This window comes from Streptomyces sp. NPDC046261, from assembly GCF_040646235.1.
Lineage (GTDB): Bacteria > Actinomycetota > Actinomycetes > Streptomycetales > Streptomycetaceae > Streptomyces.
Window position 1 is genome coordinate 124611 of record NZ_JBEYZU010000002.1, and the last position, 21930, is coordinate 146540.

Consider the following 21930-nt stretch of genomic DNA (forward strand, 5'->3'; position numbering starts at 1 on the left):
CCCGGGCGCTATCCCATGGGCTTGGCGTAGTGGAGATCCACTGTGCCCGAGTAGCCCGGAAGTGTCACCGCGTCGTGCTGGTCGACTTTCCAGCCGAGGCCGTAGGCGTTGACGTACTGCAGGTAGTTCTGGATCGCGGGGGAGGTGTCGAGCGCCTTGCGCAGCGCGCCGCGGTCACCGACGGCGGTGACCTTGTACGGCGGGGAGTAGACGCGGCCCTGGAGGATGAGGGTGTTGCCGACGCAGCGCACCGCGCTGGTGGAGATCAGCCGCTGGTCCATCACCTGGATGCCCTTGGCACCGCCCCGCCACAGGGCGTTGACGACGGCCTGGAGGTCCTGCTGGTGGATGACGAGGTCGTTGGGCTGGGGCTGGGGGACGCCGGGGATCTTGGCGGTGGCGTTGGGCGGGGCGTCGGTGAGGGTGACCGTCAGGCCGGTGCCGGCGGTCTTGCGGGTGCCGGCCGCGTCCTCCAGGCTGGTGAGCTTCTTGTCCTGTGCCGTGTCGCGGTTGTCGCGCCGGGCGAGGGCGTCGACCTGGGCGCGGGCGGACGCGGCGCTGTCCTCGAGGTCGGCGTTCTTGCGGCTGCGTTCCTGAATGAGGTCGGAAAGGCGCAGCATGGAGTCGTCGGTGCGGATGTTGGTGCCCTGGGCCGTATTGAAACTCATCCAGAAGATGAGGCCCGCCAGGGCGAAGACACCGCCGGTCAGCAGCCGTACCGGACGGAAGCGCCGGATGGGCCCGCTGGTGGAGTCCGCAGAATGGCTCAACGTACCCTTATCCTCTCCGACGCCGCGGAAGCACTACGCTAACGGACGCCCGGGAGAAGGAAGCGCTCCCGTCGCGTCCCGCCCCGGCGGACCAGCCTTGTATCCCAGCGCGGTCACGCAGCGCATCGACAGGAGAGTTACCTCGTGCCGAAGTCACGGATCCGCAAGAAAGACGACTTCACGCCGCCGCCGGCGAAGCAGCAGAACATCAGGCTGACCACCGGTCGTCGCTGGGTCGCGCCGCTGATGCTGGCCATGTTCCTGATCGGGCTGGCCTGGATCGTCGTCTTCTACGTGACGAGCGGCGACATGCCGGTGGAGTCCCTGAAGAACTGGAACATCGTGGTGGGCTTCGGCTTCATCGCGGCGGGCTTCGTCGTCTCCACGCAGTGGAAGTAGCGGCTCCTGCGGGAGCCGCCCACAAAGCTCTGCCCTGAGCTTTCCGGGGAGTTATCCACACCCTCGTCCACAGTGGGGAAAAACTCAGAAGATCTGTGGATAACTTCCCTGACGTTGACGCCGGTGTGACTGATCACGAACTCCGCGTATCGATGGTCACACCGGCGCCTTCCAGGGGAAACACAGCTCAGCGGGGTCAGGACACCCATGAACGCCTGTTCCCGTACGCCATGCACAAGATCCTGCACTCGTTGTGGACAACCTGTGCGGCCACCGGTGTGGGTGACACGCCCACACCGGCTCTCGGCTACCCGGCTCAGCCGAGCTGAAGCGTCCGTACGCCGACCGTCACCACGATCGCCAGCAGGGCCGCCGCACAGGTGAGGCGCTGGACGAGCACCCGCTTGTCCCGGGGGGCGTGCACCAGCCCGTACGCCACCGCCGTGCCCACCACCAGGCCGCCGACGTGCGCCTCCCAGGCGATGTTCGTCCAGGTGAAGGTGAAGATCAGGTTGAGCACGAGCAGCGCGATGACCGGGCGCATGTCGTACTTCAGCCGCCGCAGCAGCACGGCCGTGGCCCCCAGCAGGCCGAAGATCGCGCCCGAGGCACCCAGCGAGGGCTGGTTCGGGGCGGCGACGAGGTAGGTCAGGGCGCTGCCGCCGAGGCCGGACAGCAGATAGAGCGCCACGTAGCGGGCGCGCCCGAGGGCCGCCTCCAGCGGCGGGCCGAGCCACCACAGCGAGAGCATGTTGAAGGCGATGTGCATCGGCGCCTGGTGCAGGAACGCCGCCGTCAGCAGCCGGTACCACTGGCCCTCGGCGACACCCTCCAGCGGACCGAACTCCGAGAGCGCCGCGCGGCCGAACAGCTCGAGGGCGTCCACCAGCGTCTCGCCGGTGGCCAGCACCGCGACCCACAGGGCGACGTTGATCCCCAGAATGATCTTGGTGACCAGCCGGGGGTCCTCCACCTGGGTGCCGCCGGCGATCGTGCGCGGCGCGCTCGCCTGCGGGGCGGGCCCCGCGCCGGAAGCCCCGGCCACGCACTCCGGGCACTGGAAGCCGACCGAGGCGCTGACCATGCACTCGGGGCAGATCGGACGCTCGCAGCGGGTGCAGCGAATGCCGGTCTCCCTGTCCGGGTGCCGGTAACAGCCGACGGCCTGGTCGTTCATGCTCTCCCCTTGCCCCTCTCGGGAACCCGTGTCGCCCCTGTTCGCACCACGGCCCCGCCCGTCATACGGACGGGCGGGGCGCCAGGTTCCCGTGGAACGGTTGTCAGCGGCTCTCGACGACGACCGACTCGATGACGACGTCCTTCACCGGACGGTCGGTGCGCGGGTTGGTGTCGGTGGCGGCGATGGCGTTCACGACCTTCTTGCTCGCGTCGCCGACGACCTGGCCGAAGATCGTGTGCTTGCCGGTCAGCCAGGTGGTCGGCGAGACGGTGATGAAGAACTGCGAGCCGTTGGTGCCCGGGCCGGCGTTGGCCATGGCGAGCAGGTAGGGCTGGGTGAAGGCCAGGTCGGGGTGGAACTCGTCCTGGAACTGGTAGCCGGGGCCGCCGGTGCCGTTGCCCAGCGGGTCGCCGCCCTGAATCATGAAGCCCTCGATGACGCGGTGGAAGACCGTGCCGTCGTACAGCTTGTCCGTCGTCTTCTCACCGGTCGTGGGGTTGACCCACTCGCGCTCGCCCTTGGCGAGCTCGACGAAGTTCTTGACCGTCTTGGGCGCGTGGTTGGGGAGAAGCTGGATCTCGATGTCGCCCTGGTTGGTCTTCAGGGTGGCGTAAAGCTGCTCAGCCACGGTCTACCTTCCATAGTGTTCACTGACGGCTACCGATCCTCGCACGACGGGTTCGCACGAGTAGCCACCAAAGCCCCGCGCGCGGCGGTGAACCATGGCATTGTCGACGGAAGCTCCCCTTTGACCCGGATGCCCGCTCGCACATGCCGGACCGCCCATCGGCAGGCATGATTTTCCACTGGGTGGAAAGGCGACAAACCATACGCCACCGAGGAGGAGGTTCTCGTGACCCGCAAGGACAGCGTGCGCGCCGCGACCAGCAGCGCCAAGCACAGCGTGCGCCACGCCGCGGAAGTGGTGGCGCCCTATGCCGGCACGGCCAAGGACGCCGCCGTGCACTACGCGCACGAAACCCGGGTACGGCTCGCGCCCAAGGTGTCATCGGCCGCCCGCCATGCCCGTACGACCGCGGGCGAGCAGTACCACGCCCACCTCGCACCGCGTCTGGAGCACGCCCGCGACGCCTTGCCGCCCAAGGTCGACCAGGCCACCGCCCGGGCCCGCGCCGTCGCCGAGCCCGTGCGCGACGAGGCGCTCTCGCGCGGCACGGCCGCCCTCGCCGCGCTGCGCGGCCAGGTGTCGGCCGAGGACGTCGAGAAGATCACGCGCCGCCGCGGCCGCCGCTGCCGGGTCAGCCGCAGGGCCAAGCGGTTCCTGGTGCTGGGCGTGCTCGCGGGCGGAGCGGTCGCCGTCTGGAAGTGGTGGGACAAGCAGGCCAACCCGGACTGGCTCGTCGAGCCCCCGGAGGCCACCGAGCCCGCCGACCGCGGAACCCTGAGCTCGGTCGACGGCAGCGGCGAGGCCTCCGGCCTCGACCCGGAGGTCCAGGCCAAGCAGGACCGGGCGGACTCCGATGCGTACGACGAGGGCGACAACGACCGGCCCTGACCGCCGCCACCACCACGCGAAGAAACCCCCTCCGACCTGCGTTTCCGCAGGTCGGAGGGGGTTTCTGACGGTGGAGCCTAGGGGAGTCGAACCCCTGACATCTGCCATGCAAAGACAGCGCTCTACCAACTGAGCTAAGGCCCCGTCGGGGACCAGACTACCCGGTGCCAGGGGTGTTTCCCGACCGGGTATCGCCGGGACCCACCACTCTCCGTAGGATGCACCGCAAGATTCGCTGCCGCGAAGCGAAGGGGAGAGCGAGATGGACGCATCACAGCAGGAAGCCACCGCCCGCGCACGGGAGCTGCAGCGAAGCTGGTACGGGGAGCCGTTGGGGGCGCTCTTCCGCCGTCTCATCGACGACCTCGGCCTCAACCAGGCCCGTCTCGCCTCCGTCCTGGGCCTCTCGGCGCCCATGCTCTCGCAGCTGATGAGTGGTCAGCGGGCGAAGATCGGCAACCCCGCGGTGGTACAGCGGGTGCAGGCGCTGCAGGAGCTCTCCAGCCAGGTCGCCGACGGCAGCGTGAGCGCCGCCGAGGCGGCCGAGCGCATGGAGGAGGTCAAGAAGAGCTCGGGCGGCTCGGTCCTCAACTCCACCCAGACGACGGCCAGCAGCGGCGCTCCAACTGTGCGCCGGGTGGTCCGCGAGATCCAGTCGCTGCTGCGGTCGGTGGCGGGCGCCGGGGACATCATCGACGCCGCCGACACGCTCGCCCCCAGCCACCCCGAGCTGGCCGAGTTCCTCCGCGTCTACGGCGCCGGCAGGACGGCCGAGGCCGTCGCGCACTACGAGGCGCACCAGAGCTGACCGTGCCGGCGAGGCCGGCGGAGCAGGAGGCGGGGGCGGCGCGAACGACATGGGTGAGGTCTTCGCTGGGCGGTACGAGCTGGTGGACCCGATCGGCCGCGGCGGGGCGGGAGCGGTCTGGCGGGCCTGGGACCAGCGCCGGCGGCGCTATGTGGCGGCCAAGGTGCTGCAGCAGAGCGACGCCCACACACTGCTGAGGTTTGTCCGCGAACAGGCGCTTCGCATCGATCATCCCCATGTGCTGGCGCCGCTGAGCTGGGCGGCGGACGACGACAAGGTCCTGTTCACCATGGAGATGGTCGGCGGCGGTTCGCTGGCCCATCTCATCGGCGACTACGGGCCGTTGCCGCCGCATTTCGTGTGCGTCCTGCTGGACCAGCTGCTGTCCGGGCTCGCGGCCGTGCACGCGGAAGGCGTCGTGCACCGGGACATCAAACCCGCCAACCTCCTTTTGGAGGCGACCGGTACGGGACGGCCCCATTTACGGCTCTCCGATTTCGGGATCGCCATGCGCAAGGGCGAGCCACGGCTGACGGACACCAACTTCGTTATGGGCACGCCCGGTTACTTCGCACCGGAGCAAATGCTGGGCGAGGAGCCTGACTTCCCCGCCGACCTCTTCGCCGTCGGCCTGGTGGCGCTGTATCTCCTCACGGGCCGCAAACCGGACGCCGAGGCGCTCGTGGAGCGCTTCCGGGAGCAGGGCGTGCCGAACGCCCCGCAGGAGGTGCCCGAACCGCTCTGGGACGTGATCGCGAATCTACTGCACCCCGACCCGTACACCCGCTTCCGTACGGCCACGGGGGCGCGCAAGGCCCTGTCGGCGGCCGTGGAGCTGCTGGGCGAGCCGCCCGACGACGAGGAGCGGATCGAGGTCTTCGACCAGCTGGGCCCGCTGCCCCCGGGATTCGGCCCCTCGGGCCCCGAACCGGAACCCCGCCCGGAGCCGCGGCCGGCCCCCCGGCCCGAGCCCGGGGCGGAGGGTGTGCCGCTCGCGCCGCCGCGGCCGAACTACCCGCCCACGCGCCCCTACACCGCCCCGCAGCCGTTCCCCCGCCCCTTACCGCCGCCGCCCGCCCAAGGACCCTTCACCGGGGCCGCAGCAGCCCGTCACGGGCGTTCCGGGCCATCGGCCAGGGTGGCGGTGCCGGTGCTGATCGTCGCGCTGCTGTGCCTGGCCGTGGGGGTGTGGGCGCTCACCGCCGGCTGAGCGGCGCGGCACCGGGACAGGTAGGACATCACGGGAGAAGCTTCACGTTCGCAATCATTTTATTTGCAAACGCAACTAAAGCGACAGGGCCCCGGCCGCCTCGCGGCCGGGGCCCTGCAACAACGCTTGTCTTAAGCTCACACGCCCGAACCTGCGGGCACGGAGTCGGTCGCCTCCGTCCACAGGTCCTGCTCGGCGCGATCCGCCTGGATCTGCCGGTACACGAGGAGCCCGCCGATGGCGGCCAGTGCGACCAGGAGCAGCTTCTTCACCGCGCGACCTCGTCTTTCCTTGACGTAAGGGGACCTCTGGTGGCCGATGATACACACCGGCCGATACCGATCGGTGACCTGCGTCCACTCCCCCGCCGGGTCCGAACTCCCAAAAGCGATCGGCCCGGACGGAGAATTCCGTCCGGGCCGATCGTGCGAGTGGGGCTAACAGGACTTGAACCTGTGGCCTCTTCCTTATCAGGGAAGCGCTCTAACCGTCTGAGCTATAGCCCCGCGCGACACCGAAAGATTAGCGCACTTGGGGCCCAGTCCCAAAATCGTCCGGGCCCCAGGCCGTCACACGCGCTATTCGTCCTCGGCGAGCGTCAGCTCCACGCCGCCCACGAAGCCGGCGGAGAGGTTGTAGACAAAGGCCCCCAGCGTCGCCAGGGCCGTCGCCAGCACCACGTCGATCACCGCGATGACCGAGGTGAACAGCAGGACGTGCGGCAGCGACAGGAACGACTCCAGGTCGAAGCCGCCACCGCTCTCACCGGAGGCCGTGGCGTCGCTGATGGTGCCGCCGACCGCGGAGAAGACGCCCATGGCGTCCATGACCACCCACAGCACCGTGGCCGCCACGATGGTGCACACGCCCAGCGCGACCGACAGCAGGAAGCTGACCTTCATCACCGACCACGGGTCGGCCTTGGCCACCCGCAGCCTCGCCTTGCGCGTACGCGGCACCGTACGGGCCGCGGGACGCGGCCGAGGGGCCGAGTCCTGGCCGGAGTGGCCGGCGGCCCGCTCAGCCCCCTTGGGGGCCTTGGTGGCCTTGGTGCCGGTCTTCTCGGCCTTGCCGCCGGCCTTGGTCTTGCCCGCGCTGTTCTTGGCGTCCCCACCGTTCGCCGCGGCGCGTGCGGCGCCACCCGGGTCGGCACCGGAAGCGGCAGCCGAATCAGCAGAACCAGAAGAAGCGGAAGAATCGGCGGAATCAGCAGAAGCGGAATCGGAAGCGGAACGTTCGGCCGGAGGCTCGTAAGCCTTCGGCGGGTGGTACGGCTGCGGATCACGGGTCTCGGTCATGGTCCTCCCCCTGCCTGCGGTCCCGGGGTCTTCGGCCCGGGAGCCCGCGCCGTCCGCGCTGCCGGAGGCCGGGCCACGGGCGGCCGCCTCATCCGATGCGGGCCGGGCGGAACTCCGCCGCTTGGCACCCGCACCGCCGCCGGCGGTGCCCGTGGCTCGACTCACGACTTACTCCTCGGTGTCCTCGACCGGGGCCAGTGCGCCCTCGGGCGCCTCGGACCCGTCGCCCTCGGCCACGTCGCCCAACTCCTCGACGCCCTCAGCCTCGCGACCGGCCTCGGCGTTCCGGGCGATGCCCACGACGGCATCGCGCTTGCCCAGGTTGATCAGTTGGACGCCCATGGTGTCACGGCCCGTCTCCCTGACTTCGTTGACCCGGGTACGGATCACACCGCCGCTCAGCGTGATGGCGAGGATCTCGTCCGTCTCCTCGACCACCAGAGCGCCGACCAGCGAGCCGCGGTCCTCCACGATCTTGGCGGCCTTGATGCCGAGGCCACCGCGGCCCTGGACGCGGTACTCGTCGACGTTCGTCCGCTTCGCGTAGCCACCGTCGGTGGCGGTGAAGACGAACGTACCGGGACGGACGACATTCATCGAGAGCAGCTCGTCACCCTCGCGGAAGCTCATGCCCTTGACACCGGAGGTGGCCCGGCCCATGGGGCGCAGGGCATCGTCCGTGGCGGTGAAGCGGATCGACTGCGCCTTCTTGCTGATCAGCAGCAGGTCGTCCGCGGCGGAGACCAGCTCGGCGCCGATCAGCTCGTCCTCGACGCCGCCGTCCGTCTCGCGCAGGTTGATGGCGATGACGCCGCCGGAGCGCGGGGAGTCGTAGTCCTTGAGCGGGGTCTTCTTCACCAGGCCCGACTTGGTGGCCAGGACCAGGTACGGGGCCACATCGTAGTCACGGACGGCGAGGATCTGGGCGATCTTCTCGTCCGGCTGGAAGGCCAGCAGGTTCGCCACGTGCTGACCACGCGCGTCCCGGCCGGCGTCCGGCAGCTCGTACGCCTTCGCCCGGTAGACCCGGCCCTTGTTGGTGAAGAACAGCAGCCAGTGGTGGGTGGTGGAGACGAAGAAGTGGTCGACGATGTCGTCCTGCTTCAGCTTCGTGCCCCGCACGCCCTTGCCGCCGCGCTTCTGCGAGCGGTAGTCCTCGGTCTTGGTGCGCTTGACGTAGCCACCGTTGGTGATGGTGACGACGATGTCCTCTTCGGCGATGAGGTCCTCGATGGACATGTCACCGTCGAAGGGGATCAGCTGGGAGCGCCGGTCGTCGCCGAACTTGTCGACGATCGCCGCGAGCTCCTCGCTGATGATCATCCGCTGCCGCTCGGGCGAGGCGAGGATCGCGTTGTACTCGTTGATCTTCGCCTGGAGCTCGTCGTGCTCCGCGGTGATCTTCTGGTGCTCCAGGGCCGCCAGGCGGCGCAGCTGCATCTCCAGGATCGCGTTGGCCTGGATCTCGTCGATCTGCAGCAGGCCCATCAGGCCCTCGCGGGCGACGTCGACGGTGTCACTGCGCCGGATCAGCGCGATGACCTCGTCGATGGCGTTGAGCGCCTTGAGCAGACCGCGCAGGATGTGGGCGCGCTCCTCGGCCTTGCGCAGCCGGAAGCGGGTGCGCCGGATGATGACCTCGACCTGGTGCGTCACCCAGTTGCGGATGAAGGCGTCCAGGGACAGCGTGCGCGGCACGCCGTCCACCAGCGCCAGCATGTTGGCGCCGAAGTTGGTCTGCAGGTCGGTGTGCTTGTAGAGGTTGTTGAGGACGACCTTGGCGACCGCGTCCCGCTTGAGGACGATCACCAGGCGCTGACCCGTGCGCGAGGAGGTCTCGTCACGGACGTCGGCGATGCCGCCGATCTTGCCGTCCTTCACCAGGTCGGCGATCTTCTGGGCGAGGTTGTCCGGGTTGACCTGGTAGGGCAGCTCGGTGACCACCAGGCACTGGCGGTTCTGGATCTCCTCGACCTCGACCACCGCACGCATGGTGATCGAGCCGCGGCCGGTGCGGTAGGCCTCCTCGATGCCCTTGCGGCCCACCACGAGCGCGCCGGTCGGGAAGTCGGGGCCCTTGATCCGCTCCATGAGCGCCTCGAGGAGCTCCTCGGGCGTCGCCTCGGGGTTGGCCAGGTACCACTGGGCGCCCTCGGCCACCTCACGCAGGTTGTGCGGGGGGATGTTGGTGGCCATGCCGACCGCGATGCCCGCCGAACCGTTGATCAGCAGGTTCGGGAAGCGCGCCGGCAGGACCGTCGGCTCCTGGTTGCGGCCGTCGTAGTTGTCCTGGAAGTCGACGGTCTCCTCGTCGATGTCCCGGAGCATCTCCATGGACAGCGGCATCATCTTGCACTCGGTGTACCGCATGGCGGCGGCCGGGTCGTTGCCCGGGGAACCGAAGTTGCCGTTGGAGTCCACCAGCGGCATGCGCATCGACCAGGGCTGCGCCAGGCGCACCAGGGCGTCGTAGATCGAGGCGTCGCCGTGCGGGTGGTACGTACCCATGACGTCACCGACGACGCGGGCGCACTTGTAGAAGCCCTTCTCGGGGCGGTAGCCGCCGTCGTACATCGCGTAGAGCACGCGGCGGTGCACCGGCTTGAGGCCGTCCCGCACGTCGGGGAGGGCACGCGAGACGATGACGCTCATCGCGTAGTCGAGGTACGAGCGCTGCATCTCGGTCTCGAGCCCGACGGGCTCGACGCGCATCCCGACGCCCTCCAGGGGCGCGGGGGCGCCCTCGGGAGTCACTTCGGGGACCGGGGCGGTGGGGGTCTCGGGAGTCTCGTCGGCCATTGCTGTTCAAAGTCCTTTCGCGCTGCGGCTGTTTCTCGTGGGCCGACAGGCTCAGATGTCGAGGAAGCGGACGTCCTTGGCGTTGCGCTGGATGAAGGAGCGCCGTGCCTCGACGTCCTCACCCATGAGCACCGAGAACAGGTCGTCCGCCTGCGCCGCGTCGTCCAGGGTGACCTGGCCGAGAACGCGGTGGTCGACGTCCATGGTGGTGACGCGCAGCTCTTCGGCGTTCATCTCGCCGAGACCCTTGAAGCGCTGGACCGAGTCGTCCTTGATCCGCTTGCCGTTCTCCCGGCCGAGCTGGATCAGCGCGTCGCGCTCGCGGTCGGAGTAGGCGTACTCGAAGTCGTCCCGGCCCCACTTGATCTTGTACAGCGGGGGGCGGGAGAGGTAGACGTGCCCGGCCTCGACCAGCGGCCGCATAAAGCGGAAGAGGAAGGTGAGCAGCAGGGTGTTGATGTGCTGACCGTCGACGTCGGCGTCCGCCATCAGGATGATCTTGTGATAGCGGAGCTTCGAGATGTCGAAGTCCTCGTGCACACCGGTGCCGAAGGCGGAGATCAGCGCCTGGACCTCGGTGTTCTGCAGGATCTTGTCGACGCGCGCCTTCTCGACGTTGAGGATCTTGCCTCGGATCGGGAGGATCGCCTGGTACTGCGGGTTCCGGCCGGACTTGGCCGAGCCGCCGGCGGAGTCACCCTCGACGATGAAGATCTCGCACTTGGTCGGGTCGTTCGACTGGCAGTCGCTGAGCTTGCCCGGCAGCGACGCCGTCTCGAGCAGGCCCTTGCGGCGGGTCAGGTCGCGCGCCTTGCGGGCGGCCACGCGGGCGGTCGCCGCCTGGATGCCCTTGCGGATGATGTCCGCGGCCTCGTTGGGGTTGCGGTCCAGCCAGTCCGTGAGGTGCTCGTGGACGACCTTCTGGACGAAGGTCTTGGCCTCGGTGTTGCCCAGCTTGGTCTTCGTCTGGCCCTCGAACTGCGGCTCGCCGAGCTTGACGGAGATGATCGCGGTCAGACCCTCGCGGATGTCCTCGCCCGTGAGGTTGTCGTCCTTCTCGCGGAGCAGCTTCTTGTCGCGGGCGTACCGGTTGATCAGACCGGTCAGCGCGGCGCGGAAGCCCTCTTCGTGGGTGCCGCCCTCATGGGTGTGGATGGTGTTGGCGAAGCTGTAGACGCCCTCGCTGTACTGGCTGTTCCACTGCATCGCGATCTCGACCGAGAGCATGCGCTCCTTGTCCTCGGCCTCGACGTCGATGACGGTGGGGTGGACCAGCTCGCCCTTGCGCGAGTTGAGGTACTTCACGAAGTCGACGATGCCGCCCTCGTAGTGGTACTCGACCGTAAGCGGCTTGCCCTCCTCGTCGACGTGGTCGGGGCGGAGGTCCGTCAGCGCGATGCGCAGGCCCTTGTTGAGGAAGGCCATCTCCTGGAAGCGCCGCGAGAGCGTCTCGAAGGAGTACTCGGTGGTCTCGAAGATGTCGCCGTCGGCCCAGAAGGTGACGGAGGTGCCCGTCTCGTCCGTCGCCTCGTTCTTCTGGAGCGGGGCCGTGGGGACACCGAGCTTGTAGTCCTGGGTCCACCGGAAGCCGTCGGTCTTCACCTCGACCGCGACGCGCGTCGACAGCGCGTTGACGACCGAGACGCCGACGCCGTGCAGACCGCCGGAGACCGCGTAGCCGCCGCCGCCGAACTTGCCGCCCGCGTGCAGCACGGTCAGGACGACCTCGACGGCGGGCTTGCCCTCGGAGGGGACGATGCCCACCGGGATGCCGCGGCCGTTGTCGACGACGCGCACACCGCCGTCGGCGAGGATCGTGACGTCGATCGTGTCCGCGTGGCCGGCCATCGCCTCGTCGACGGAGTTGTCGACGACCTCTTGCACCAGGTGGTGCAGGCCGCGCTCACCGGTGGAGCCGATGTACATACCGGGCCGCTTGCGGACCGCGTCCAGGCCCTCCAGAACGGTGATCGCACTGGCGTCGTACGACGTCTCACCGGCAGGGGCGCCGGTCACGGCGTCCGCTGCCTGGGAGGGGTTGGTGTTCTCGTTGGGGTTGCCGGAATCGGCCACGAAGCGCCCTTTCTGGCACAGCACAGGCCTTCCCTGCTGCGGCGGGGGTTTCCGGGGCAGGCAGGAGGCTGCGTCGTTCAGCGGTTGTCCACGAGTCCCGCGATCCGGCGGGATTACTACCAGTGTACCGGTGGCGCTGACATGAATGGGGGTTTGGCGGTGCCTGAGTCCTCACGTGCCGCCCTGAACCGGCATCAGCCGACTCCCTATATGCGGCCCGGGGCTCCAAGAGGCTCACAGCGGCACTCAGCGCTTCTGGCTGTCAACCGCCCGCAACCGTGAGCGCAGTCTCAGCCGTCCGCAGGCGCCACTTGCTTCACCGCCGCAGCGGCCGGCGGCGGGCTCGGGCCACCGGATCACCCGTAGGTGTCGCCCGGCCCCGTGCTCCCGGGGGCACGCAGCGGCCCGTACCGGCGCCCGGGGCCACCGGGCCCCAGCACCTTGATCATCTTTACGGTGCCCTGGCCCAGGTCGGCGTTCAGCCGGGCCACCAGCTGGGGCGCCAGCAGCCGCAGCTGGGTCGCCCACGCCGTGGAGTCGCACTGCACGGTCAGCACCCGGGCGTCCTCGTCGTACGCCTGCGGCTCACAGTGCAGCGCCACCTCCGGGCCCACCATCTGCGGCCAGCGGCCCATCACACCGCCCACCGCCGCGGGCTTCTCCCAGCCCCGCTCGGTGATCAGCCGGTTGATCGCGGCGCCCAGCGGCAGCGGGTCGCGCCCGTCGGCGCGCGCGCCGGAGCGCAGGCCGCCGCGGCGCGCCTGCTTCTTCTGCTGCACCGCGTTGCCACGGGCCCGCGCCTGCTCCTTGGCGGCCCGCAGCGCCACCCGCGCCAGGTCCACGCCCGAGGGCTCGGGCGTCTTCGCCGGCTGCGGCCCGGGCTGCTCGAAAGGGGTGCTCATACGCGTTCGACCCTGCCCTCCGCGACCGCGTACCGCGCGCCCACCAGCACGCCCGGCACGTCGTCGTCCACAGCCGCGGTCACCAGCACCTGCTCACCCGGGGCGACCAGCTCGGCCAGCCGCTCCCGGCGGCGGGCGTCCAGCTCCGCGAAGACGTCGTCCAGCACCAGCACCGGCTCGTTGCCCTCCGAGCGCAGCAGCTCGTACGAGGCCAGGCGCAGCGCCAGCGCGTACGACCAGGACTCGCCGTGGCTGGCGTAGCCCTTGGCCGGCAGCGGGCCGAGCCTCAGGAGCAGCTCGTCGCGGTGCGGGCCGACCAGCGTCACCCCGCGCTCGATCTCCTGCTTGCGGGCCTCGGCCAGGGCGGCGAGCAGCACCTCGTAGAGCTCCTCGCGGGTGTGGACGCCTTCGAGGCCGGCGGGGCCGCGGTAGTCGAAGGCGACCGGGCCGCCGCCGGGTGCCAGCTGTTCGTAGGCCTTGTCGGCCAGCGGCCGCAGCGTGGCTATCAGGTCCAGCCGGCGGGCGAGCAGCTCGGCGCCCGCCCGGGCCAGGTGCTGGTCCCAGATGTCGAGCGTCGAAAGGTCCATGCCGCGCCCGCCGTGCCGGCGGGCCATCGCGGCGGACTTCAAGAGGGTGTTGCGCTGCTTGAGGACGCGCTCGTAATCCGAGCGCACGCCCGCCATGCGGGGGGAGCGGGCGGTGATCAGCTCGTCCAGGAAGCGGCGGCGCTCCCCGGGGTCGCCCTTGACCAGCGCCAGGTCCTCGGGGGCGAACAGGACCGTGCGGACGATGCCGAGCACGTCACGCGGCCGGACCTGGGAGGAACGATTGATCCGGGCCCGGTTGGCACGGCCGGGGTTGAGCTCCAGCTCGATCAGCTGCTGCCGCTCGCCCTGGACGACGGAGGCGCGGATGACCGCCCGGTCGGCGCCCATGCGGACCAGGGGCGCGTCGGAGGAGACGCGGTGGCTGCCCAGGGTCGCCAGATAGCCGACCGCCTCGACGAGGTTGGTCTTGCCCTGGCCGTTGGGGCCCACGAAAGCCGTGACGCCCGGGTCGAGCGGAACCTCGGCCCGGGCGTACGAGCGGAAGTCGGCCAGCGACAGATGCGATACGTGCATGGGTGCGCCGACCTCCCCCGGCTGCTGCTGTGCTTGTGGGGTTACTTGCTCTCGACCGCGTGGCCGCCGAACTGGTTGCGCAGCGCGGCGATCATCTTCATCTGCGGCGAGTCCTCCTGGCGGGAGGCGAAGCGGGCGAACAGGGACGCCGTGATCGCGGGCAGCGGCACGGCATTGTCGATGGCGGCCTCGACGGTCCAGCGGCCCTCGCCGGAGTCGGCGGCGAAGCCGCGCAGGCGGTCCAGGTGCTCGTCCTCGTCGAGGGCGTTGACGGCCAGGTCGAGCAGCCAGGAGCGGATGACCGTGCCCTCCTGCCAGCTGCGGAAGACCTCGCGCACGTCGGTGACGGAGTCGACCTTCTCCAGGAGCTCCCAGCCCTCGGCGTAGGCCTGCATCATCGCGTACTCGATGCCGTTGTGGACCATCTTGGCGAAGTGGCCCGCGCCGACCTTGCCGGCGTGGACGGAGCCGAAGTCGCCCGCGGGCTTGAGCGCGTCGAAGATCGGCTGGACCTTCGCGACGTTCTCGGCGTCGCCGCCGTACATCAGGGCGTAGCCGTTCTCCAGGCCCCAGACACCGCCGGAGACGCCGCAGTCGACGAAGCCGATGCCCTTGGCGGCCAGCTCCTCGGCGTGCTTCTCGTCGTCGGTCCAGCGGGAGTTCCCGCCGTCCACGACGACGTCGCCCGGGGAGAGCAGCTCACCGAGCTCGTCGATGGTGGACTGGGTCGCGTCGCCCGCGGGGACCATGACCCACACGACGCGCGGACCCTGCAGGGAATCCACAAGGTCCTTGAGGCTGTGGACATCCGCGAGGTCGCGGTTGCGGTCGTATCCGATGACGGTGTGGCCTGCGCGGCGGATGCGCTCGCGCATGTTGCCGCCCATCTTGCCAAGGCCGACGAGACCGAGCTCCATCAGTGATCCTTAAGTGCCGTAGTCGTGCGAGGGGATACCGGAGGTACCTGCTCCGAGCCTACGCCCGAGGGTTTGTGCACACCTGTGGACCGGGGGCGCTCATCGGGTGAGCGGCCCCCGGGCGGGCGGGCCGCCTCAGCCGGACAGGCGCACCGGCATGATCAGGTACTTGTAGGCGTCGTCCGCCTCGGCGTCCACCGCGGGCTTGCCGCTGAGCAGCGCCGGCTTCGTGGACGTGGTGAAGGACAGCTGCGCGACCGGGGAGTCGATCGCGGAGAGGCCCTCCAGCAGGAAGCCGGGGTTGAACGCGATCGAGATGTCGTCGCCCTCGAGCTTGGCGTCGACCCTTTCCACAGCCTGTGCGTCGTCGCTGGAGCCGGCCTCGAGGATGAGGACGCCCTGCTCGAAGCTGAGGCGGACAGGGGTGTTGCGCTCGGCGACGAGCGCGACGCGCTTGACGGCCTCGACGAACGGGGCGGTCTCGATCACGGCGACGGAGTTGAACTCGGTCGGGAAGAGCGTGCGGTACTTCGGCAGGTCGCCCTCGAGCAGGCGGGTGGTCGTACGACGGCCGGCGCCCTCGAAGCCGATCAGGCCCTCGCCGGCACCGGAGCCGGACAGGGCGATCGAGACCGTGTCACCGCCGCTGAGCGACTTGGCGGTCTCCAGCAGCGTCTTGGCGGGCACCAGGGCGACGGCGGAGATGTCCGGGGTCTCCGGCTTCCACATGAACTCGCGGACCGCGAAGCGGTAGCGGTCGGTGGAGGCCAGCGTGACGGTGTCGCCCTCGATCTCGATGCGGACACCCGTGAGCACCGGCAGGGTGTCGTCGCGGCCGGCGGCGATGGCGACCTGGGCGGCGGCCGAGGCGAAGACCTCGCCCGGGACCGTGCCCGTGGCGGTGGGCATCTGCGGCAGGGCCGGGTATTCCTCCACAGGCAGGGTGTGGAGTGTGAATCGCGAGGAGCCGCAGACCACGGTGACGCGCACGCCGTCGGTGGAGATCTCCACAGGCCTGTTGGGAAGTGCGCGGCAGATGTCGGCGAGGAGGCGGCCGGAGACGAGGACGGTGCCGTCCTCCTCCACATCGGCCTCGACCGAGACCCGGGCGGAGACCTCGTAGTCGAAGCCGGACAGGCTCAGGGAGCCGTCCTCCGCCTTGAGCAGCAGGCCCGCGAGGACCGGTACCGGCGGACGGGCCGGGAGGCTGCGGGCCGCCCAGGCCACTGCCTCCGCGAGTACATCGCGCTCCACCCGGATCTTCACCGGAACCGCCTCCTGCTTGTTGCTGGCTCGCCCTGCTGGCTTCTTCGTCGGCTGAGTTGCCGGAGACCAGTCTGACGCACGCCGCTGACAGTCGGTGCGGCTGGCGGTCAAGTCGAGGTCCGGGGCGTGGCGCGGCCCGCGGCCGAGTTGTGCACAGGACCCACTTCGAAACGAGTTCCCCGGTAGATCTCTGTGGTCGTAGTAGTAGGGCCTGTGGAAACCGTGGAAAACTGCCTTTGCCCAGGTCAGGCCGGATTTTTTGTCCACCGTGCCTGTGGGTGGGGGCAGTGGAAAACCGGGGGCTTCTGTGGACCGCGAAAAGTTCTGCACACCCGGTGCACAGGCAGGGGGCACTTCTCCCCAGGCCTGTCCCCAGCTTTACCCACGTTGCCCACAGCCCAATCCGGCACCTTGGTGTGACGCCTTTCACTCGGTGCGGTGACCTTCGGCGTTTCGTTGCCGAACAGTGGACAGCGATGTGGAAAGGCTGTGTATAACACCGGTCCTCCTGTGGGCGGCCGGTGGACAACGTTCGGGGCGGCTGTGGGCGAAGTGCCCGTCCACAGGCTGTGGAACGCCGTTTGCCACAAATCCACACCCCGCTGACCTCGGCTGATGGCATATCAACAGCCTGGCCTGTGGACATGATCTGGATAACTTCCCGGTCCCCAGGGTGTGGACGGTGACGATCGCCCGAATCTGTGGAGAACCAGCAGGTCAGAGCCCATATTCGAACAGGCTGGGCAGCGGCCGGGCCGGGCCGGTGGCCGTCGGCGGCCCCCGGGAACGACGAAGGGCGCTCCGGGAAGCGTCCCGAAGCGCCCTCAGGCGGTCCTCGCCGGCCCTGTCAGCCGTTCTTGATGCGGTTCGTCAGCTCGGTCACCTGGTTGTAGATGGAGCGGCGCTCGGCCATCAGCGCCCGGATCTTGCGGTCCGCGTGCATGACGGTCGTGTGGTCACGGCCGCCGAACTGGGCGCCGATCTTCGGCAGGGAGAGGTCCGTCAGCTCCCGGCAGAGGTACATCGCGATCTGCCGGGCCGTCACCAGCACCCGGCTGCGCGAGGCCCCGCACAGGTCCTCGACGGTGTGCCCGAAGTAGTCGGCGGTCGCCGCCATGATGGCCGGCGCCGTGATCTCCGGTGAGGCGTCCTCGCCGCCCGGGATCAGGTCCTTCAGGACGATCTCGGTCAGCCCCAGGTCCACCGGCTGCCGGTTGAGGCTCGCGAAGGCCGTCACCCGGATGAGGGCGCCCTCCAGCTCGCGGATGTTGCGCGAGATGCGGGAGGCGATGAACTCCAGCACCTCGGGCGGCGCGTTGAGCTGCTCCTGGACCGCCTTCTTGCGCAGGATCGCGATCCGCGTCTCGAGCTCCGGCGGCTGCACGTCCGTGATCAGGCCCCACTCGAAGCGGTTGCGGAGCCGGTCCTCCAGGGTCACCAGCTGCTTGGGCGGCCGGTCCGAGGAGAGCACGATCTGCTTGTTGGCGTTGTGCAGGGTGTTGAACGTGTGGAAGAACTCCTCCTGCGTCGACTCCTTGCTCGCGAGGAACTGGATGTCGTCGACCAGCAGGATGTCCATGTCGCGGTAGCGCTTGCGGAACGCGTCCGCCTTGCCGTCGCGGATGGAGTTGATGAACTCGTTGGTGAACTCCTCGGAGCTCACGTAGCGCACCCGCGTGCCCGGGTAGAGGCTGCGCGCGTAGTGCCCGATGGCATGCAGCAGGTGCGTCTTGCCGAGCCCGGACTCCCCGTAGATGAACAGGGGGTTGTACGCCTTGGCCGGCGCCTCGGCCACCGCCACGGCCGCCGCGTGGGCGAAGCGGTTGGACGCGCCGATGACGAAGGTGTCGAAGAGGTACTTCGGGTTCAGCCGCGCCGTCGGCTCGGCCGCCCCCGTCGAGGACGCGGAGGACGAGGAGGACGACGAGCCGCCGGCGCGGCCGTCCGGCGCGCCGGACGGGCCGCCACGGGAGGGGCCGTCCGGGAGCTCCCGGCGCTGCTCGTATCCGTTCCGCTCACCCTGCCCCGGGGAGCGGTAGTCCGGCTGCTGCTGCTCGTACTGCGAGGCATAAGGGTCGCGCTCGGACTCGGCGAAGGAGCCGAGGCGCGGCTGCTGCCAGCCGTAGTCGCCGCGGTCGGGCGCGGACGGGCCGGGGGGCGCCGAGTGGCGCGGCCAGGCGCCCGGGTCGGGACGGGGCTGCTGGTAGTCGGGGTAGGCGGGCCGTACGGACGGCAGCTCGTCGGAGCCGGGCCGGCCGCCGTAGCCCTCGCGGCCGTCGTAGCCGCCGTGGCTGTCGTAGCCCTCGTAGGCGTCACGACCCTGGCCGGGGCCCGGGCGCTGACCGGGCTGGTGCTGCGGGCGCTCCTGCGCCGGCGGCGGGCCCTGGGGCGCGGGGGGCTCGCCCGCGGAGTCGTCGACGGTGATCGCGATCCGGATGGGGCGGCCGCACTCGCGGCTGAGGGTCTCGCTGACGATCGGGGCGAGCCGGCCCTCCAGGACGCCCTTGGCGAACTCGTTGGGCACGGCCAGCAGGGCCGTGTCGGCCACCAGGGCCAGCGGCTGGCACCGCTTGATCCAGTGCTCGTCCTTGCTCTCCACGCCCTGGCCCCGCCCCTCACCGAGGAGCTGTTCGAGCACGCGCGGCCACACTGCGGCAAGATCGGCGGGCAGGTCAGCCACAGGGCACGCTCTCTCAGTCACGGGTCAGGGATGCGCCCCGAAGTCCACCGAAGGTGTGGTTCTCGGGACGTGCGGGAAGGATGCAGAGTTCAGCCACGGTAGTCAGGCCGAGGTGTACGGTTCAAGTCGTTGTCCACAGGGTGTGTACAAATGTGCCATGGGTCGGCATCTGGTGTCGGCTCGGCCCTGGGGAAGCTACGGTGTATGCCTGGTGCACTGCCGGTTTGACCGGATGGCGTAACCGCGCGTACCGTGACCAGGTCGAGTTGTCGATGGCTGCTGCCGCCTGCCTCCGATGGGCAAAGATCGCGATCTTATCGGATCGTGATCGTGAAGCGGTGCACTTGGGCGTATTGCGAGCTTCTCGTGGGCGCACGGTGACAGCCAGGCGATGTCCCGCCATCAATATTTCTGGAGTCCCCGAGTGAGCAAGCGCACCTTCCAGCCGAACAACCGCCGCCGCGCGAAGACCCACGGCTTCCGCCTGCGCATGCGCACCCGTGCCGGCCGCGCGATCCTCGCGTCCCGCCGTGGCAAGGGTCGCGCCCGCCTGTCGGCCTGACCGGCCTGACGGCAAGGTCCAGGTCGTGCTGCCTTCCGAGTCTCGGCTGAGGCGGCGCGAGGACTTTGCGACCGCGGTTCGCCGAGGACGCAGGGCCGGCCGCCCGCTCCTCGTCGTCCACCTACGCAGCGGTACACCGGACCCGCACACGCCGGGGGGGAACGTCCCCCCGGCGCGTGCGGGTTTCGTCGTGAGCAAGGCCGTCGGCGGTGCCGTGGTCCGCAATCTGGTCAAGCGGCGTCTGCGCCACCTCATGCGTGACCGGCTGGATCAGCTGCCCGCCGGTAGCCTGGTGGTGGTGCGAGCCCTGCCCGGCGCGGGTGAGGCGGACCATGAGCAGCTGGCCCGCGATCTCGATACCGCGCTGCAGCGGCTGCTGGGAGGGGCGCCGCGAAGCAATCCCCCGGGGGGTGACCCCCGGAGCCCCGGTCACCCGGGAGGGAGCGCACAGTGAAGTACCCGCTGCTGTGGTTGATCAAGCTCTACCAGTGGACCATCAGCCCCCTGCTGGGCCCGGTCTGCAAGTACTACCCGTCGTGCTCGCACTACGGCTACAAGGCCATTGACGTGCATGGCGCGGTCAAAGGAACGGCGCTGACGGCCTGGCGCATCCTGCGCTGCAACCCGTGGTCGCTCGGTGGCGTCGACCACGTCCCTCCCCGGAAGCGTCCGGTCTGGCACCAGCGGCTGAGGAGCCGACTGGGCGGGCACCCCGCCGAGGGGCCCACCGCACAGCCCGAGACTCAGCCCAACGCCCAAGGAGCCTGATTCGTGGACACGATCCTGAATCCTCTCTATTACGCCGTTTCCTGGATCATCGTCCAGTTTCACTCGTTCTTCAGCCTGATCTTCAACAAGGACAGTGGCGCGGCGTGGGGTCTGTCCATCGTCTCGCTGGTGGTGCTGATCCGTATCTGCCTGATCCCGCTCTTCGTGAAGCAGATCAAGGCCACGCGGAACATGCAGGCGCTCCAGCCGAAGATGAAGGCGATCCAGGAGCGCTACAAGAGCGACAAGCAGCGCCAGTCCGAAGAGATGATGAAGCTCTACAAGGAGTCGGGCACCAACCCGCTCTCGAGCTGCCTCCCGATTCTGGCGCAGTCGCCCTTCTTCATCGCCCTGTACCAGGTGCTGAACAAGATCGCCGGTGGCCATGAGGTCGGCGTCCTGGACCAGGGCCTGGTGGACAGCGCCCGTAGAGCGCACATCTTCGGCGCCCCGATCGCGTCGAAGTTCATGGACAACGCGAGCAAGGTCGAATCGCTCGGTTCCACGCTGACCGACGTCCGCGTGATCACGGTCATCATGATCGTCCTGATGTCGCTGTCGCAGTTCTACACGCAGCGCCAGCTGATGACGAAGAACGTCGACCTCACGGTGAAGACGCCGTTCATGCAGCAGCAGAAGATGCTGATGTACGTCTTCCCGATCATGTTCGCCGTCTTCGGCATCAACTTCCCCGTCGGTGTTCTCGTCTACTGGCTGACCACCAACGTGTGGACCCTGGGCCAGCAGATGTTCGTCATCCGCCGTAACCCCACCCCGGGCAGCCTCGCCTACACCCAGCGCCAGGAGCGCCTGCGGGCCAAGGGCAAGCTGAAGGAGGACCCGGCGGAGATCGAGGCCCGCAAGGCCGTCGAGGCCGCCCGTGCGGCCCGTCAGCAGCCCAAGCGCCAGACGAAGGCCAAGCGCCAGGTCGCCGGCTCGGGCCAGGCCCAGACCACCACGGGCGCCGGGAAGAAGACCTCGCTGGAGAAGCAGGGCGAGCAGCCCGGTGACGCCAAGTCCAAGCAGGCCGGTTCCCGCAGCGCCAAGTCCGGACAGCGCAAGGGCGGCCCGCAGCGGCCCAAGCACCCGTCGAAGAAGTAATGAAGGAGTCCACCGTGACGGAGACGCAGCCCCAGACCGCCGCCGAGGGCACCGACACGCTGTCCCGCCTCGAGCAGGAGGGCGAGATCGCCGCCGATTACCTCGAGGGGCTGCTGGACATCGCCGACCTCGACGGCGACATCGACATGGACGTCGAAGCGGACCGTGCCTCGGTGTCGATCATCAGCGACTCCACCAGCCGCGACCTGCAGAAGCTGGTGGGCCGCGACGGTGAGGTCCTGGAGGCCCTCCAGGAGCTGACCCGGCTCGCGGTGAACCGGGAGACCGGCGACCGCAGCCGTCTGATGCTCGACATCGCCGGATTCCGCGCGCGCAAGCGCGAGGAGCTGGCCGACCTGGGCGCCAAGGCCGCCCAGGAGGCCAAGAGCACCGGTCAGCCCGTCAAGCTGGACCCGATGACCCCCTTCGAGCGCAAGGTCGTCCACGACGCGGTGGCCGCCGCCGGCCTGAGCAGTGAGTCCGAGGGCGAGGAGCCGCAGCGCCGAGTGGTTGTCCTCCCGGCCTGATCTGTCGCACTTCCAGGTGTGTACGGCCCCGTC

Annotated in this window: 21 protein-coding genes and 2 tRNA genes; 9 read left to right on the forward strand and 14 right to left on the reverse strand. The window is 69.4% G+C overall.

What is annotated here, in order from left to right; all coding sequences use genetic code 11:
* Positions 1-8 precede the first annotated feature (8 nt).
* Positions 9-770, reverse strand: a complete 762-nt coding sequence (locus ABZ956_RS04845; protein WP_361887017.1) for a DUF881 domain-containing protein — start codon at positions 768-770, stop codon at positions 9-11.
* A 144-nt stretch (positions 771-914) separates the two neighbouring features.
* Between ABZ956_RS04845 and crgA the strand changes: the two genes are divergently transcribed.
* Entirely contained in the window at positions 915-1169 is a 255-nt protein-coding gene (crgA, locus tag ABZ956_RS04850) for a cell division protein CrgA (protein ID WP_361887020.1), read from the forward strand.
* Positions 1170-1485: 316 nt separating this feature from the next.
* Here crgA and ABZ956_RS04855 read toward each other — a convergent pair whose 3' ends face one another.
* Positions 1486-2346: a rhomboid family intramembrane serine protease gene (locus tag ABZ956_RS04855; protein ID WP_361887023.1), complete on the reverse strand. Its 861-nt coding sequence runs from the start codon at positions 2344-2346 to the stop codon at positions 1486-1488.
* A gap of 103 nt (positions 2347-2449) precedes the next feature.
* Complete coding sequence (locus ABZ956_RS04860) at positions 2450-2977, reverse strand: peptidylprolyl isomerase (protein ID WP_361887026.1); 528 nt, start codon at positions 2975-2977, stop codon at positions 2450-2452.
* A gap of 225 nt (positions 2978-3202) precedes the next feature.
* Here ABZ956_RS04860 and ABZ956_RS04865 point away from each other — a divergent pair, with 225 nt between their 5' ends.
* Entirely contained in the window at positions 3203-3865 is a 663-nt protein-coding gene (locus ABZ956_RS04865) for a DUF5324 family protein (RefSeq protein ID WP_361887029.1), read from the forward strand.
* Between the two features lie 71 nt (positions 3866-3936).
* Here ABZ956_RS04865 and ABZ956_RS04870 read toward each other — a convergent pair.
* Positions 3937-4009 (reverse strand) — tRNA-Ala (locus tag ABZ956_RS04870).
* Positions 4010-4127: 118 nt separating this feature from the next.
* Between ABZ956_RS04870 and ABZ956_RS04875 the strand changes: the two genes are divergently transcribed.
* Together ABZ956_RS04875 and ABZ956_RS04880 are read left to right on the forward strand one after the other, a co-directional pair.
* Positions 4128-4673, forward strand: a complete 546-nt coding sequence (locus ABZ956_RS04875) for a DNA-binding protein (RefSeq protein WP_361887032.1) — start codon at positions 4128-4130, stop codon at positions 4671-4673.
* Between the two features lie 49 nt (positions 4674-4722).
* Positions 4723-5883: a serine/threonine-protein kinase gene (locus ABZ956_RS04880; RefSeq protein WP_361887035.1), complete on the forward strand. Its 1161-nt coding sequence runs from the start codon at positions 4723-4725 to the stop codon at positions 5881-5883.
* Between the two features lie 137 nt (positions 5884-6020).
* Here ABZ956_RS04880 and ABZ956_RS04885 read toward each other — a convergent pair whose 3' ends face one another.
* The 10 genes from ABZ956_RS04885 to dnaA all read right to left on the reverse strand — a co-directional run bounded on the left by ABZ956_RS04885 (position 6021) and on the right by dnaA (position 18939).
* Positions 6021-6155, reverse strand: coding sequence for a DLW-39 family protein (locus ABZ956_RS04885; RefSeq protein ID WP_003958712.1), 135 nt, complete (start codon positions 6153-6155; stop codon positions 6021-6023).
* A 160-nt stretch (positions 6156-6315) separates the two neighbouring features.
* Positions 6316-6389 (reverse strand) — tRNA-Ile (locus ABZ956_RS04890).
* 72 nt (positions 6390-6461) lie between these two features.
* Positions 6462-7181 carry a DUF3566 domain-containing protein gene (locus ABZ956_RS04895; protein ID WP_361887038.1) on the reverse strand — a complete coding sequence of 240 codons (720 nt, stop codon included), beginning with the start codon at positions 7179-7181 and terminating at the stop codon, positions 6462-6464.
* 168 nt (positions 7182-7349) lie between these two features.
* On the reverse strand, positions 7350-9980 hold the full coding sequence (gyrA, locus tag ABZ956_RS04900) for a DNA gyrase subunit A (protein ID WP_361887041.1): 2631 nt from the start codon (positions 9978-9980) through the stop codon (positions 7350-7352).
* 51 nt (positions 9981-10031) lie between these two features.
* The gene (gene gyrB / locus ABZ956_RS04905) at positions 10032-12077 is read right to left on the reverse strand and encodes a DNA topoisomerase (ATP-hydrolyzing) subunit B (protein WP_361887043.1); all 2046 of its coding nucleotides are present in this window, start codon (positions 12075-12077) and stop codon (positions 10032-10034) included.
* Positions 12078-12409: 332 nt separating this feature from the next.
* A complete protein-coding gene (locus tag ABZ956_RS04910) occupies positions 12410-12955 on the reverse strand; it encodes a DciA family protein (RefSeq protein WP_361887046.1) in 546 nt (181 codons plus the stop codon).
* On the reverse strand, positions 12952-14076 hold the full coding sequence (gene recF, locus ABZ956_RS04915) for a DNA replication/repair protein RecF (protein WP_361887049.1): 1125 nt from the start codon (positions 14074-14076) through the stop codon (positions 12952-12954). The genes ABZ956_RS04910 and recF overlap by 4 nt, the downstream gene beginning before the upstream one ends.
* Positions 14077-14117: 41 nt before the next feature.
* Positions 14118-14993 (reverse strand): phosphogluconate dehydrogenase (NAD(+)-dependent, decarboxylating), encoded by an 876-nt coding sequence (gene gnd / locus ABZ956_RS04920; RefSeq protein WP_361887052.1) that lies wholly within the window; start codon positions 14991-14993, stop codon positions 14118-14120.
* 135 nt (positions 14994-15128) lie between these two features.
* On the reverse strand, positions 15129-16259 hold the full coding sequence (dnaN, locus tag ABZ956_RS04925; RefSeq protein ID WP_361887055.1) for a DNA polymerase III subunit beta: 1131 nt from the start codon (positions 16257-16259) through the stop codon (positions 15129-15131).
* An 847-nt stretch (positions 16260-17106) separates the two neighbouring features.
* Positions 17107-18939: a chromosomal replication initiator protein DnaA gene (dnaA, locus tag ABZ956_RS04930; RefSeq protein ID WP_361887058.1), complete on the reverse strand. Its 1833-nt coding sequence runs from the start codon at positions 18937-18939 to the stop codon at positions 17107-17109.
* 424 nt (positions 18940-19363) lie between these two features.
* Here dnaA and rpmH point away from each other — a divergent pair, with 424 nt between their 5' ends.
* The 5 genes from rpmH to ABZ956_RS04955 are packed head-to-tail and all read left to right on the forward strand — an operon-like array spanning position 19364 to position 21897.
* Positions 19364-19501: a 50S ribosomal protein L34 gene (rpmH, locus tag ABZ956_RS04935; RefSeq protein WP_003949374.1), complete on the forward strand. Its 138-nt coding sequence runs from the start codon at positions 19364-19366 to the stop codon at positions 19499-19501.
* A 25-nt stretch (positions 19502-19526) separates the two neighbouring features.
* Positions 19527-19955, forward strand: a complete 429-nt coding sequence (gene rnpA / locus ABZ956_RS04940) for a ribonuclease P protein component (protein WP_361887061.1) — start codon at positions 19527-19529, stop codon at positions 19953-19955.
* A complete protein-coding gene (gene yidD, locus ABZ956_RS04945) occupies positions 19952-20269 on the forward strand; it encodes a membrane protein insertion efficiency factor YidD (RefSeq protein WP_071966153.1) in 318 nt (105 codons plus the stop codon). The genes rnpA and yidD overlap by 4 nt, the downstream gene beginning before the upstream one ends.
* 3 nt (positions 20270-20272) lie before the next feature.
* Entirely contained in the window at positions 20273-21370 is a 1098-nt protein-coding gene (gene yidC / locus ABZ956_RS04950) for a membrane protein insertase YidC (protein ID WP_361887064.1), read from the forward strand.
* On the forward strand, positions 21370-21897 hold the full coding sequence (locus ABZ956_RS04955; RefSeq protein ID WP_361887067.1) for a R3H domain-containing nucleic acid-binding protein: 528 nt from the start codon (positions 21370-21372) through the stop codon (positions 21895-21897). Before yidC ends, ABZ956_RS04955 begins: the two co-directional genes overlap by 1 nt.
* Positions 21898-21930: the final 33 nt, after the last annotated feature.